This window comes from Sphingobacterium prati, from assembly GCF_013167215.1.
Taxonomy (GTDB): Bacteria; Bacteroidota; Bacteroidia; order Sphingobacteriales; family Sphingobacteriaceae; genus Sphingobacterium; species Sphingobacterium prati.
Window position 1 is genome coordinate 94,088 of the sequence record NZ_JABJWY010000038.1, and the last position, 13,181, is coordinate 107,268.

A 13,181-nucleotide genomic window follows, 5' to 3' on the forward strand; every position below is an offset into this window, starting at 1 on the left:
GTTAAGTTATTATGCTTTATTAAATTTAAGGTATTCTTTTTGAATACATTGTATAAATTCTCCGAGAGCGCTGTTCTTGCTTTTTATATTGGAAACCAGAACGACTTCAGTTTTGCTATCTATATCGTCCAGTTTCATGATCTTTAATTTCAGATGAGGGTATTGTTTTATCGTAGATGCCGGGACAACAGCCAGTCCTAATCCCTGTGATACCAGTTCGAGTATGGAAGACATTGAGTTGCTCTGGTGCACAATCTTGGGCTCAAATCCCATACGGTTACAGGTATTGATGGTCAAGCGATGGTATTCAGAAGCATATTTTTGGTTGAAGGAGATGAAATTTTCGTTAAAAAAATTGATATCCTTAAAGTCTATTGCTGTGGATCCAGCAATGACCATGGGGTCTTCAAACAGGGGAGTGACAAGGAGTTCGCTTGCGTATATCGGTGCGCGCATAATTCCGAGATCTAATTTCCCGTTTTCCAAAGCGGCTTTTTGTTTTTGTGTGGATGTTTCAAACAAACTAACCCTAAGATAGGGGAACTTTTGCTGGATCTGTTTTAATACCGTCGCCAACATTTGTTTGGGGGTAGAACTGATGTAGCCTAATTTAAATTCTCCTGAAATATTATTATGAATCTGTTTGGTGATCGTTTTGCTGTGTTCCAAATTTTGGAGTATTTCGACGACCTCTTCCAAAAAATATTTGCCGGCTTCAGTAAGTTCCACTCTTTTGTTCGTTCGAAAGAAAAGAATGACACCCAGCTCATCTTCAAGGTCTTTAATTTGTCTACTTAAGGGGGGTTGGGACATAAATAAACGCTCGGCGGCCCTTCCAAAGTGAAGCTCCTCGGCTACTGTTTTGAAATATATAAGGTGTCGGATTTCCATTAATACTTTTTTGGTATGAATCGATGACAAAATAAATATTTTTAATGAATTCGAGTTAATCCTACCTTTAAATAATTAAAAATTTATATATGATATCCTATCAGGAAAGCCTGAGGCGTTTTACAAAAACAATCCGGATATGCTATGTATTCATCAAAACAGAGTGCGCATTTGCGCTCAAAAAATTACTATTTAGCTATGAAAAAGGCAACGTTACAGGAAATTGAAACGCGATTTGACAAGGATGTCGAACGTTTCTCTAATTTAGACACAGGTCAGGCGACAACCTTGGATGCTGTATGGAATATGGAACTTATAACAGATGCAATTTCATCTCTTTATCCGAATCTCGAACAAGTATTGGATATCGGTTGCGGTGCAGGTAATTACGATGTGAAGTTGCTGCAGAAAGTCAGTACCAATCCAGCGATAACCCTGGTTGATCTGAGTTGGCCTATGTTAGATCGCGCTAAAGCACGTGTTGGGGCACTTACAAATGGGGTAGTGCATCAGATCAAAGGGGATTTTCGGGAAGCCAATCTTTCCGAGGGGAAATTTGACGTTATCATTGCTACAGCGGTTTTACACCATTTGAGAGACGATCAAGATTGGGAGAATGCATTCCGCAAGCTTTTTAGACTACTCAAAAAAGGAGGAAGTGTATGGATTTTCGATTTAATCGAACAAAATAGTGCACCGCTCCAACAATTGATCTATCGGGAAAAATATGGAGCATATTTAACCAACTTGCAAAACGAAACGTATCGCGATCATGTTTTTGCCTATATCGAACATGAAGACACGCCAAGGCCGTTGGTTTATCAGCTTGACTTATTGGCAAAAGTCGGATTTAGAGATATCGATGTATTGCATAAAAATTTATGTTTTGCCTCTTTTGTTGCTTTCAAATAGGAATCATAGCTATTCTCCTCGATGATGGCGGTCAAAGCGTGCAAAATGATGAATAAAAAGACAAAAAATAAGGCGATACGGGGAGTATCGCCATAAAATCACACTAACTATTAAAAAACCTATAGGACTAGGAATTTACAAATTCAATAAACCAATGTCTGTTTGATATCACTTTCCCTTTCACTTATCTCGTCTTGGCGAGATATCAAAAAAATAATAAAATGTAATTATTAAGGTCAATACTTCAAAAAAACAAAGTATTTCCATTGGTTTACGTAAAGATATGTGTTTATTTTTTAAATACAAATAAAATTGACGAAAATTAAAAAATTATTATCATTTGATTGTTTTCAAAAATTCTGTCCAAGCAACTTGATCTGTTTTAAAAGTTAGATCTTCTATCGATAGTGTATGCAACGAGACCCATCGGAAAGATTGACGTTTATTATCTTCAGCTTTCTGATCCAGATCAAAGTCGAAAGCCTTAGAGGTCGTTCGGATCTGAATGGCTGACGTGTTTTTGACCTGATAGTAAATTGATATAATCTGACTATCGTTGAAGCTCGATTTTTCGTAAAAATCAGTTGTGTAAATATGTTTAACAACGGCGATGTCAAATGCGCATTCTTCTTGATATTCTCTAATTAGAGCCTCCAATAGACCTTCTCCGTACTCTAGTCCTCCGCCCGGAAATTTGGTAAATGAAACATTTTCCGTTCTTTCGTCACTGATCAACACTTCCTGCTTTTCGTTAATCAATATTCCGTACACTCTTACGTTAAATGGAAACATTATTATTCTGTAGTTATATAAATGAAATTTTTCTTTATAGCGGCATGAAGCCATTCTCAATAGCAAACTCATCCAATCCGATATAGGAATAATGTCTTGGTAAGAACCAGCCGATTGCTTCCATGATATTTGTGAATTCTTTTTCGGTCCTAAATTGGTTAGCGACAATATTAAAGACCAAATCTTGAGACACTTTTTCCTCGTCTTTATAATTACGTGCGATCAGCATAATTTTTGCATTCTTTACGCCATAATAATCCAAAAAATCACGGAGTTGTGTGCGGACATGCTGTGGTAGGATGATTTCTGATGGTTGACCCACTAATATTTCTTCGTCTGTACCAATTGTAGTTTGTTCATTTTTTTGTGAAAAGATGCTCTCGTCCGTGTAAAACTCTTCATTCAAAAAATAATTGACTAAATCGCCATATGTAAAGATCCAATCAGGATTTTCATTTTGCGTATTGATGGCAATACCAAAACCTTTAGGTAATACAAAGTCTTTTAAACGATTTTTGATAACAAACGCTTGGAAATTTTGGTCTTTGGGCACACTTTCTAACTGAAAATAAGGAAATCCGTCGGGACCGATCACAACTTCGGTTTCCGCAAGCTTTAAGGTACACTCCGCTATGTTGCTTAAGAAGGTATCGCGCCATACTTCGTCCCGCTCTCCAAAAGGAACTTCCATTAGGTTATTAATGATGATGGTTTTTTCTAGATCTCCTAACCGGTTGTCATTCGCGTTATTACTATCGTCAAATAAATGTATTGTACTCATTTTGGACTGTGATTTTGTTAATTGCAGGTAAAAGTAAAAGAATAATTATAATTTAACGACGTTTTCTTGATTTTGATTGCCCTTTTCGGTTGTTGTGCTGACTGCTAGACAGCATTTTTTCCCAGCTCAATAAAAAAGGGTGTTGATCGTCAATCTGAATCTGTTTATTTAAGGATAGCTGTAGCTTGATCCATTTTTCATTATCCTCGGCATCACACAGTGTAAAGGCGGTACCGTCCATATCGGAACGCCCCGTTCTTCCGATCCGATGCGTATATAATTCCGGAGAATCGGGCACTTCATAATTAATAATCGCTTCCAGATTTGGGAAATCTATACCTCTTGCCAGTAAATCGGTTGCAATCAATACCCTATTTTCTTTGTTCCTAAATTTGTTGACAATCTCTTCCCGTTGTTGTTGTGACTTGTCGCCATATAGCGCGAGAGCCGAAATGCCATTTCGATTCAGGTCTGTTTCGATTCGCTCTACAGCATGTACTGTTCGTGTGAAGACAATAGCCTGTGATTTGATCCTGTTTTCAAGGAGGTAGCGAATAAGATTTTTTTTGTCATTTTTATCAACATATAAAACATATTCACTTATTTTCCCTTTTATTATATGATCTTTTACCACGATCTCTATTGGATTGTTGAGCCGTTTGTGGATTATTTTATCCATTTCTGATGTGCGCGTCGCAGAGACAAAAATAGTCTGCTTCTTCGCTGGGAGCATATGCAGAATTTTATTGATTTCCATTTCGAATCCCAAGTCGAGTAATTGATCAAATTCATCAATAACCAAGGTGTTTATCGCTTTCAGATAAATAACTTGCCGTTCCAGAAAGTCAAGGAGCCTGCCCGGAGTTGCCAGAATTAGCTGAGCGCTAGGGTAGGCTGCGAGCTGGCTTTCGTAGGTTCCACCACCATAAAAGCAAGCGACGCTAATGTTGGTCCCTTCGATCAATTTAACAATTCTAGTTTTTGTTTGGATACATAGCTCACGTGTCGGAAGTAGAATGAGGACGGAAGGGTGTTCGTTTTGCTCTTTTTCTAATAACCGTTGCACAAGGGGAATAGCAAAAGCTTCCGTTTTTCCGGTTCCCGTAGGTGCAATAGCTAAGCAATCATTGCCATTTAATATAGCAGGAATCGCCAGTTCTTGGACAGCAGTAAGCGTATTTAGCTTTTGTTTTTCAAGATTGGAAGCAAGATGCTTGTTGAGTTGTAGGGATGAAAAGTTCACAATAAAAATTAAATTAAAACGGAGATCTGTCAGGATCCTATAGCTAACATCAGACGGTTTACTGAACTATAGTTTTATAACGTTATATGTTAATCTCCTGCTATAATAATTAAAAATCCGCAAAAATTAGGAATTTTTATCAAAAAGTACTAATTTGAGAAATTAGAATATTGTATTTCAAATTCGAACTATTGATTGTCAATTTATTTGACAAACACCAATTATATAGAATAATATTTTTGTTAAATTTGTTGAAACAAAAAAGAATATGCTTGATACTGCATTTGACCAAAACAATGAATCTATTTCCACTTTGAGCTTTGACGAGTTCAAAAAGATTATTGTGAATGATTATCGAACTGCCTTGGAGAGTCGTTACGTGAGTTTATTGGGACGTAAAGAAGTGCTTACCGGTAAGGCGAAGTTTGGTATTTTTGGCGATGGAAAAGAATTGGCACAAATTGCGATGGCTAAAGTCTTCAGAAATGGAGATTGGCGGTCGGGATATTACCGTGACCAAACATTTATATTTGCTTCTGGCATCAGTGATGTCTATCATTTTTTCTCTCAATTGTATGCACACCCCGATGTTGAAGCGGACCCTTCTTCCGCTGGTAGACAAATGAACTGTCATTTCTCTACACGGGTTTTGGACGACCAGGGGAGTTGGCTTGATCAAACCGTTCAGAAGAACTCCTTTTCGGATATATCCACAACAGGTGGACAGATGGCGCGGGTATTGGGCCTAGGACTGGCATCTAAATTATATAAACAAAATAGAAATTTGGATTATTTATCCTATTTCTCTGATAAAGGAAATGAAGTTGTTTTTTGTACGATCGGAAATGCTGCAACATCAGAGGGAGTATTCTTTGAAGTAGTCAATGCTGTAGGCGTGCATCAGATTCCAGCAATTATTTCGATTTGGGATGATGGATACGGCATTTCTGTTTCTAACGAGACCCAGACCACAAAAGGTGATATTTCTGAAATACTGAAAGGTTTCCAAAAGGAGCAGCTGACAAATGGAATTGAAATTTTTAAGGTCAGAGGATGGGATTATGCAGGCTTGTGTGAGACATACGAACAAGCTGCAAATATTGCAAGAGAAAAACATGTTCCATGTCTAATCCATGTGACCGAATTGACACAACCACAGGGGCACTCATCCTCGGGATCCCATGAGCGTTATAAATCCCAGGAGCGCCTTCAATGGGAGGTAGATTTCGATTGTATCGCGAAGATGAAAGAATGGATGCAAAGCTCGGGTATTGCTACAGATGAAGAGTTAGATCAGCTTGATCGCGAAACCAAAGACTTTGTTCGTCAAGAACAAAAACGAGCATGGGCAGATTATATCAAGACGCTAGGGATCGAAGCAAAAGAAGCAATAGATTTATTGTTACGAATTCCGAATGAAAAAGCAGACTTTGCAGCAAAAAAACTGCAGTCGATGGTAGAACCTTCGTTGAAAGAGGTATACGGACAAGTCCGGAAGGTATTGCATGAGTTGAAAGGGAGACATATAGAAGGCCGCCAGGAACTTTTAAACTGGTATAAAGTTAAACAGGACGTCAACGAGAAGCGGTACAATTCAAAATTATTTACGGATGGCATTGATTCTCCCTATAATGTGCCAGCGGTAGGGCCGATTTATAAAGAAGACTCCAAAATAGTAGACGGTCGAGAAGTATTGAATCTCTGTTTTGAGGAAAATTTTCAACGGGATGAACGCCTATTGGCATTCGGAGAAGATGTTGGAAAGATAGGAGATGTCAATCAGGGATTTGCTGGTTTACAAGATAAGCTCGGTGCCCATCGTGTATTTGATACTGGTATCCGCGAAAATTCGATCATCGGTAAAGGTATAGGATTGGCTATTCGTGGATTGAGACCGATCGCTGAAATCCAATACTTAGACTATTTGATTTACGGTATCACCGTTGCCAGTGATGATCTAGCAAGTTTAAGTTATCGTACGTTTGCAGGGCAAAAAGCACCAGTGATTATCCGTACCCGCGGGCACCGTCTGGAAGGGATATGGCATTCTGGCTCCCCTATGTCTGTGTTATTGGGCTCATTAAGAGGGCTACATATCTGCGTGCCACGTAATATGACACAAGCCGCAGGGATGTATAATACACTTTTCCGTTCAGATGAACCCGCTATTGTTGTCGAATGTCTTAACGGCTATCGCCTCAAAGAGCGCTTGCCTGAGAATGTGGGCGAATTTACAGTGCCAATTGGTTATGCAGAATGTATTAAAGAAGGGCAGGACATTACGGTAGTTTCCTATGGATCAACTTTACGCGTTGTTGAAGAAGCAGCGGTCGAATTGGAGCGTTTGGGGATATTTATTGAAATTATTGATGCACAGACCTTACAACCATTTGATAAGGGGCAGCTTTGTAGCGAGTCCCTGAAAAAAACGAATAAGTTGCTGATTGTAGACGAGGATGTACCAGGAGGAGCTTCCGCATTCATATTACAAGAAATACTTGAAAAACAAAACGGTTATTATTTGCTTGATAGCCAGCCCCGGACATTGACAGCAAAAGCGCATCGTCCACCCTATGGTTCGGACGGAGATTATTTTTCCAAACCATCCTCAGATGATGTTGTAGAATCTGTTTATGCAATCATGCATGAAGCTAATCCGGAGAAATATCCATCTATGTTTTAATAGATGGATATTTCTCCGGATGTGATTTCTTTAATTGTGCTCGTTAAGAGTGATAGCTTCTAATTTTTACCACTTCAATATCCCGATTCATTAAATGAATGGGTATTTAGTTCTTTTCGTAACCCTACTCTTCGTTCGCTAACTGAATATACTTGCAGCGCCAATCATTGCGGCCTTCTCACCCAGTATTGCTGTGTAGATGATAAATCTATTGAATTCTTCCCGATCCGCAATAAAGATAGGAAGTGCTTTTGCGATGTTGCCACCAATAATAAAGATATTCGTCTGGTATTTTTCTTCGAAAAATCGCATAAAATCAAATAGATGCTTCGCATATTCATCTTTGATTGTCGCGAATGCGGTTGTTTCACGGTGATTGTCGAGAATTTCCTTTAATCCAGTAACATCCTTACCTGTGACCTCTTTGAATCGTTTGACAAACCATCTTGTTACCAAATATTCTTCAAAAATACTTTCCTCGTAAGGTGTATTCCATAGATCTGCATCGAAAGCCTTTTCGCCTTTGTTCCAGACTGCAGATCCCAATCCCGTTCCCAAAGTAATGCCAAGTATTCTTGCATTAGTTTGTAGTTTCTGTACAAATATTTCTCCCTGTAAAAAAGCAGCAGCGTCATTAATAAAATGAACAGCATTAGGGGGTAAACCCAGCTCTGCAGACAATAAGGTTTTAATGTCTTTATCATACAAGTTGTCGTACTTGCTTTGACCTAACATTTTAGAAATACCATTTTCATAGTCAAATGGTCCCGGCATTGCTATGCCAATGAACTGAATAGCAGTGGGTGAGGTACGGATAATCTCCTGTATTGTGGAAGCCCAGGTGTGTAAAATCGTTTTAGCATCTCCTTGAGAAAAAACGTGGTTTCTGACCACGTTCTCTAAATGTATATTCCATTGTTTGGTGTCAATGATACAGGCGGAAATATGAGTGCCTCCAATGTCAACACCTACGACATAATTATCTTGCAGCATGTTTGTAACTTTGATGTTTAAGTAGATGATCCGCAATCACAAGTGCCGCCATGGCTTCTACAATTATTACCGCTCTCGAAACAACACAAGGATCATGTCTTCCCTTACCACTTGCGATGGCCGGATTGCCATGGATATCGACTGTTTCTTGGTCTCTCATGATGGTGGCAACAGGTTTGAATGCTACTTTAAAGGTAATATCCATACCGTTTGATATACCGCCCTGTATTCCCCCAGAGAAATTGGTATGTGTATGCACTTGATTTAAATCATGGTCATCTGCTACAAATATATCATTATGTTCGGAACCTCGCAACTCTGAACCTGCAAAACCTGACCCATATTCAAAACCGTGAACAGCATTGATGCTCATCATGGCTTTTGCAAGGTCAGCATGGAGTTTATCAAATACCGGTTCTCCGAGGCCCACGGGAACATGCCTTATCACTGCTGAAATACGCCCTCCTACCGTATCACCCGCTTTACGGATCGAATCTATAAATTCGACCATCTCATTGGCTGTTGCCGGATCAGCACAGCGTGCGATATTGGATTCACGTAGATCAAGTAAAGCGTTAAGATCTTTTGTATCTAAATTGGGTGCTTCAATCGTACCCACACCAGAGACATGGGCAAAAATTTGAATACCAAATTGCTTTAAAAAGCTTTTTGCAACTGCACCTGCCGCAACCCTTGCAGCTGTCTCACGGGCTGAAGAACGACCACCGCCACGATAGTCACGTATGCCGTATTTCATCTGGTAGGTGAAGTCTGCATGAGAGGGTCTAAAGATGTCTTTGATGTGCGTATAATCTTTCGAACGTTGGTCTTCATTTGGTATGACAACGGCAATCGGTGTGCCGGTCGATTTGCCTTCGAATACACCCGATAATATCTGGGCGGTATCACTTTCTTTTCGTTGTGTGGTAATCCGGGATTGTCCCGGTTTGCGTTTATCCAGCTCAGATTGTATAAACTCTTCGTCTATCGTTATATTTGAGGGGCAACCATCAATAATTACACCGATAGCTTTACCGTGTGATTCGCCAAAAGTGCTGATTCTGAATAAATCGCCAAATGAATTTCCTGCCATAAAAATTAAATTTCAATAAACTTAGATAAATTTGCATTTAAATGCAATGACAACGCTGTTGTAAAATACAACTTTATCAATTTTGATCGTGTAAAACTATGTATAAGCCCTTTACGGTGATCGCGTTCACCTCGTTGTCATTAAGGCTGTCAATAGTACGTATATATAGGTTGAAAAAACCAGGGACATATCGTTGTATTCTCCTGGTTTTTAATATTAGTCAATAATAAAAGATTGAGACTGTAGGTGTTTCCAGAAATCTGGATACGATTTTTCGACAACCTGTGGCTCCGCAATCCTGATCTGGTCAAAAACCAATGCAAGGGGAGCAAATGCCATTGCCATACGGTGGTCTTCATAGGTGTCAAATGTCACCGCTGTTGGCTGGTACACTTGCGCTGTTTTTAGGTGATAGGTTTCGTTGTCTTCGATCAAATCAGCGCCAAATTTTGCTATTTCAGTCTGTAGTGCAGCAATTCGGTCAGTTTCTTTGATCTTTAATGTCTCCAGACCCGTAAAAGAAACGTCGCGACCTAAAGCGGCAGCAACCACAACAACCGTCTGGGCGAGATCCGGACATTCTTTGAAATCAAATACTATTTTTTTCGAATCTATTGCCGTTTTCTGAAGATGTAGACCATCGGCTTCAAAACTGGATTGGACACCAAAATGCGTCATAATATCAACAATGGCAATATCGCCTTGCAAACTGTCTTTTTTTAGTCCCGGTAAGACAATAGATGCGCCATCTTCTGCCAAGGCTACAATAGCGTACCAATATGAGGCTGCACTCCAATCTGGCTCCACATAAATGGTGCTTTTTGAAAAGCTTTGTGGGGCAATATGAATTTCATTTGCTGTCCACTCGTGCTGTATACCAACACTTTTTAGCATATCCAAGGTCATGGATACATAAGGTCTGGAAGTCAGTTCGCCTTCGATTTCCAATGTAAGCCCCTTTTTCAGTGCTGGAGCGATTAAAAGTAGCGCAGAGATATACTGGCTGCTAATATTTCCTTTTATCCGGACACGGTCCTTGCCCTGAAACAATCCGCCTTCTATTTTTAGTGGCGGGTAGCCAGCTTTTTTTTCATAATGAATGTCTGCGCCTATTTCTTTCATCGCATCAACCAATATACCAATTGGCCGCTGTTGCATGCGTTCGGTTCCCGTTAGAATAAAGTTTCCGGGAACAAGGTTCAAATAGGCTGTCAGAAAACGCATTGCCGTGCCTGCAGGACCAATGTCAATTGTATTGTAGCCTGCTTGCGGGTTGGAAGCGATCTGTAATACACGGTTTAATGTAACTGTGTCGGCAGCTTCGGAAAGATTTGCGATATCAACTTGTCCTTTACTCAAGGATTGGATAATAAGAGCACGGTTGCTCTCGGATTTTGATCCTGTCAGTTGAACCGTGCCTTTAATCTTTTTTGATGGATGCGTCAGCTTGATGACTTGTTTCATTATGCTTCAGCTGTAGGTTGTTCTTGTGAATTCATGACCGCATTTTGTTTACGGATAGATTCGTTGTGAATTAATTCTAGGAATTTTGTTGCAAACTCACTGCCCAAAGAAAGTGCTTCAGCAAGTTTTGTGCGTTTTTGAACAATCTCATCCCAACGGTTTACCTGTAAGATCGTTACGTTGTTATCACGTTTGTATTCACCAATTTTCTCAGCAATCTTCATACGTTCTCCGATTTTTTGAATAATTAAATCATCCAATTTATCGATGTTGCTACGTAATTCTGCTAATTTGTCCTCGAATGAAGGATTGTCAGAATCCGCTTTACGTAATGTTAAATGATCGATCAATTCCGCCAGAGCCGCTGGAGTAACCTGTTGTTTGGCATCCGTCCAGGCAACAGAGGGGTCAATATGTGATTCGATAATTAAACCTTGCATGTCCATGTCCATTGCTTTTTGTGCAATGTAAGGTAATAATTCACGATTTCCACAGATATGGCTTGGATCATTGATGATCGGTAAATTAGGACAAGCCGTCTTTAATTGGATCGCAAGATCCCACATCGGTTCATTACGGAAAGCTGTTTTCTCGTAAGAAGAGAAGCCCCGGTGGATAGCACCTAATTTTTTGATGCCAGCGCGATTGATACGCTCCAAAGCGCCGATCCACAAAGATAAATCTGGGTTAACCGGATTTTTTACGAAAACTGGTACATCTACTCCCTGTAGGGCGTCAGCAATTTCTTGTACTGTGAAGGGATTAGCCGTCGAACGCGCACCTACCCAAAGTACGTCAACACCAGCAGCTAAAGCTTCCTCTACGTGCTTGGCTGTAGCAACTTCGGTAGCTGTTAATAAACCGGTCTCTTCTTTTGCTCTCTTCAACCACTCCAAACCAATGGAACCAATCCCTTCAAATTCACCCGGACGTGTGCGTGGTTTCCAGATACCAGCACGTAAGATATTTACTTTTCCAGTATTTGCCAATAGATGCGCTGTAGATACCAATTGCTCTTCAGTTTCTGCACTACAAGGGCCTGCAATAATTAAGGGTTTGTCTCCAGTATCTAACCATGATTTCAAAGGAGTGATTTCTAATGTATTTTTCATCCGAATAAATTTTTAAAGGTATTTGAATCTGTTAAGCCGTCATGCTTGTTCTGCAAGTCATTTGTCCTGTCAGCAGATTCAGGTAAGTTTGATTATTTTCTAATATTAAATTGTTGATTATAGTTTCTCATTTTTGATGTATTCGCCCATAATATTAAAATTGATACTATGTTTGAGTACTTTCCTGATTGCGGCTTCATAGTCTGATTGTTTCTTCCATTCAACGTCCACAAAAAAGTCATACTCGTTGCGTTTTCCGATAACAGGCATGGACTGAATCTTGCTCAGGTTAATGTTTTGCTCGGCAAAACATTGTAAAATAGTCGCTAGTGATCCAACCGTATTTCCAGTTTGGAACGATAAAGATGCTTTATTCGCATTTTTGTACTCAACCACTTCATTTGAGAGAACCAAAAAACGCGTTGCATTCTTTTTATTGGTTTCGATTCTTTTCTCTAAAATCTCAAGCCCATAAATTTCAGCGGCTAAAGTACCTGCAATTGCAGCTGTATCAGTCAATTTTCGTTCAGCGATCATTTTTGCAGTAGCTGCAGTGTCGGATCCTTCTGTAATACGTACACCTTCCAGCTCTGAAAGAAATTCCTCACATTGACGGATCGCTATCGGATGTGATTCAATATGCTTGATATCCTTTAGTTTAACACCTGGCAATACCATCAAATTCTGTTGAATATTGAGATAAACTTCACCTGTGATATGGAATTTGTAATCCCGAAGCAGATTATAGTTTGGTAGCAGGCTACCGGCAATTGAATTTTCGATCGCCATAACGATATAATCCACTTTTCTTTGCTTAAGCAATTCACAGGTTTTTTTGAATGAATCACATTCTACAATCTCGACTTCCCGTCCAAAGTATTTAAATGCGGCTTCCTCGTGAAATGAAGCTTTTGCTCCTTGTATCGCAATTTTTAAACTCATTTTTTTGTTGCTATTTTGCCCTTAAACAAGAAAGAGTCCCGGTGATCTAAACCGGGACTCTTTCTTGTTATATTTTTAATGTATACACAATCTAATCCCGGCTCTTATTTTTAAAATAAAAGAAGTTAAAATAGAAATATGTATATGATCTCTTCATCCTTTTGTTGTTTTGACATTTCAAATGTACGAATGTTTTTGAAATATCAAAGAAAAAAATAATTTTTTATAAAAAAAACAACTCATTTACAGTGTTTTTTTATCGTTTTTTTTAGTGT

The 13,181-nt window shown here is 39.3% G+C and carries 11 protein-coding genes; 2 read left to right on the forward strand and 9 right to left on the reverse strand.

Features of this window, described 5'->3' with window-relative positions:
* Positions 1–9 precede the first annotated feature (9 nt).
* The gene (locus tag HPC41_RS19880; protein ID WP_172395851.1) at positions 10–891 is read right to left on the reverse strand and encodes a LysR family transcriptional regulator; all 882 of its coding nucleotides are present in this window, start codon (positions 889–891) and stop codon (positions 10–12) included.
* A gap of 144 nt (positions 892–1,035) precedes the next feature.
* Here HPC41_RS19880 and HPC41_RS19885 point away from each other — a divergent pair, with 144 nt between their 5' ends.
* The gene (locus HPC41_RS19885) at positions 1,036–1,803 is read left to right on the forward strand and encodes a class I SAM-dependent methyltransferase (protein WP_172395853.1); all 768 of its coding nucleotides are present in this window, start codon (positions 1,036–1,038) and stop codon (positions 1,801–1,803) included.
* A gap of 336 nt (positions 1,804–2,139) precedes the next feature.
* On the opposite strand, the gene HPC41_RS19890 is transcribed toward HPC41_RS19885, so the two are convergent.
* From HPC41_RS19890 to HPC41_RS19900, 3 genes are read right to left on the reverse strand one after another with little or no spacing between them, the layout of a single operon-like run.
* Positions 2,140–2,595: an NUDIX domain-containing protein gene (locus HPC41_RS19890; RefSeq protein WP_172395854.1), complete on the reverse strand. Its 456-nt coding sequence runs from the start codon at positions 2,593–2,595 to the stop codon at positions 2,140–2,142.
* Positions 2,596–2,629: 34 nt separating this feature from the next.
* Positions 2,630–3,376: a hypothetical protein gene (locus HPC41_RS19895; protein WP_172395855.1), complete on the reverse strand. Its 747-nt coding sequence runs from the start codon at positions 3,374–3,376 to the stop codon at positions 2,630–2,632.
* 52 nt (positions 3,377–3,428) lie between these two features.
* The gene (locus tag HPC41_RS19900; protein WP_172395856.1) at positions 3,429–4,619 is read right to left on the reverse strand and encodes a DEAD/DEAH box helicase; all 1,191 of its coding nucleotides are present in this window, start codon (positions 4,617–4,619) and stop codon (positions 3,429–3,431) included.
* 268 nt (positions 4,620–4,887) lie between these two features.
* On the opposite strand from HPC41_RS19900, the gene HPC41_RS19905 reads away from it, so the two are divergent.
* The gene (locus HPC41_RS19905) at positions 4,888–7,302 is read left to right on the forward strand and encodes an alpha-ketoacid dehydrogenase subunit alpha/beta (protein ID WP_172395857.1); all 2,415 of its coding nucleotides are present in this window, start codon (positions 4,888–4,890) and stop codon (positions 7,300–7,302) included.
* Positions 7,303–7,440: 138 nt separating this feature from the next.
* Here HPC41_RS19905 and HPC41_RS19910 read toward each other — a convergent pair whose 3' ends face one another.
* From HPC41_RS19910 to HPC41_RS19930, 5 genes are all read right to left on the reverse strand, one after another.
* A complete protein-coding gene (locus HPC41_RS19910; RefSeq protein WP_172395858.1) occupies positions 7,441–8,295 on the reverse strand; it encodes an ROK family protein in 855 nt (284 codons plus the stop codon).
* Positions 8,282–9,388, reverse strand: coding sequence for a chorismate synthase (gene aroC, locus HPC41_RS19915; protein ID WP_172395859.1), 1,107 nt, complete (start codon positions 9,386–9,388; stop codon positions 8,282–8,284). Before aroC ends, HPC41_RS19910 begins: the two co-directional genes overlap by 14 nt.
* A 216-nt stretch (positions 9,389–9,604) precedes the next feature.
* Positions 9,605–10,852, reverse strand: coding sequence for a 3-phosphoshikimate 1-carboxyvinyltransferase (gene aroA, locus HPC41_RS19920; protein ID WP_172395860.1), 1,248 nt, complete (start codon positions 10,850–10,852; stop codon positions 9,605–9,607).
* Complete coding sequence (locus tag HPC41_RS19925) at positions 10,852–11,964, reverse strand: chorismate mutase (RefSeq protein WP_172395861.1); 1,113 nt, start codon at positions 11,962–11,964, stop codon at positions 10,852–10,854. Before HPC41_RS19925 ends, aroA begins: the two co-directional genes overlap by 1 nt.
* A 117-nt stretch (positions 11,965–12,081) precedes the next feature.
* Complete coding sequence (locus HPC41_RS19930) at positions 12,082–12,906, reverse strand: prephenate dehydratase (protein WP_172395862.1); 825 nt, start codon at positions 12,904–12,906, stop codon at positions 12,082–12,084.
* Between the last annotated feature and the right edge of the window lie 275 nt (positions 12,907–13,181).

Bases quoted from the DNA above. Each gene is read 5' to 3' on its own strand.
- HPC41_RS19880 (WP_172395851.1), bottom strand. From the start codon at position 891: ATGGAAATCCGACACCTTATATATTTCAAAACAGTAGCCGAGGAGCTT.
- HPC41_RS19885 (WP_172395853.1), top strand. From the start codon at position 1,036: ATGTATTCATCAAAACAGAGTGCGCATTTGCGCTCAAAAAATTACTAT.
- HPC41_RS19890 (WP_172395854.1), bottom strand. From the start codon at position 2,595: ATGTTTCCATTTAACGTAAGAGTGTACGGAATATTGATTAACGAAAAG.
- HPC41_RS19895 (WP_172395855.1), bottom strand. From the start codon at position 3,376: ATGAGTACAATACATTTATTTGACGATAGTAATAACGCGAATGACAAC.
- HPC41_RS19905 (WP_172395857.1), top strand. From the start codon at position 4,888: ATGCTTGATACTGCATTTGACCAAAACAATGAATCTATTTCCACTTTG.
- HPC41_RS19910 (WP_172395858.1), bottom strand. From the start codon at position 8,295: ATGCTGCAAGATAATTATGTCGTAGGTGTTGACATTGGAGGCACTCAT.
- aroC (WP_172395859.1), bottom strand. From the start codon at position 9,388: ATGGCAGGAAATTCATTTGGCGATTTATTCAGAATCAGCACTTTTGGC.
- aroA (WP_172395860.1), bottom strand. From the start codon at position 10,852: ATGAAACAAGTCATCAAGCTGACGCATCCATCAAAAAAGATTAAAGGC.
- HPC41_RS19925 (WP_172395861.1), bottom strand. From the start codon at position 11,964: ATGAAAAATACATTAGAAATCACTCCTTTGAAATCATGGTTAGATACT.
- HPC41_RS19930 (WP_172395862.1), bottom strand. From the start codon at position 12,906: ATGAGTTTAAAAATTGCGATACAAGGAGCAAAAGCTTCATTTCACGAG.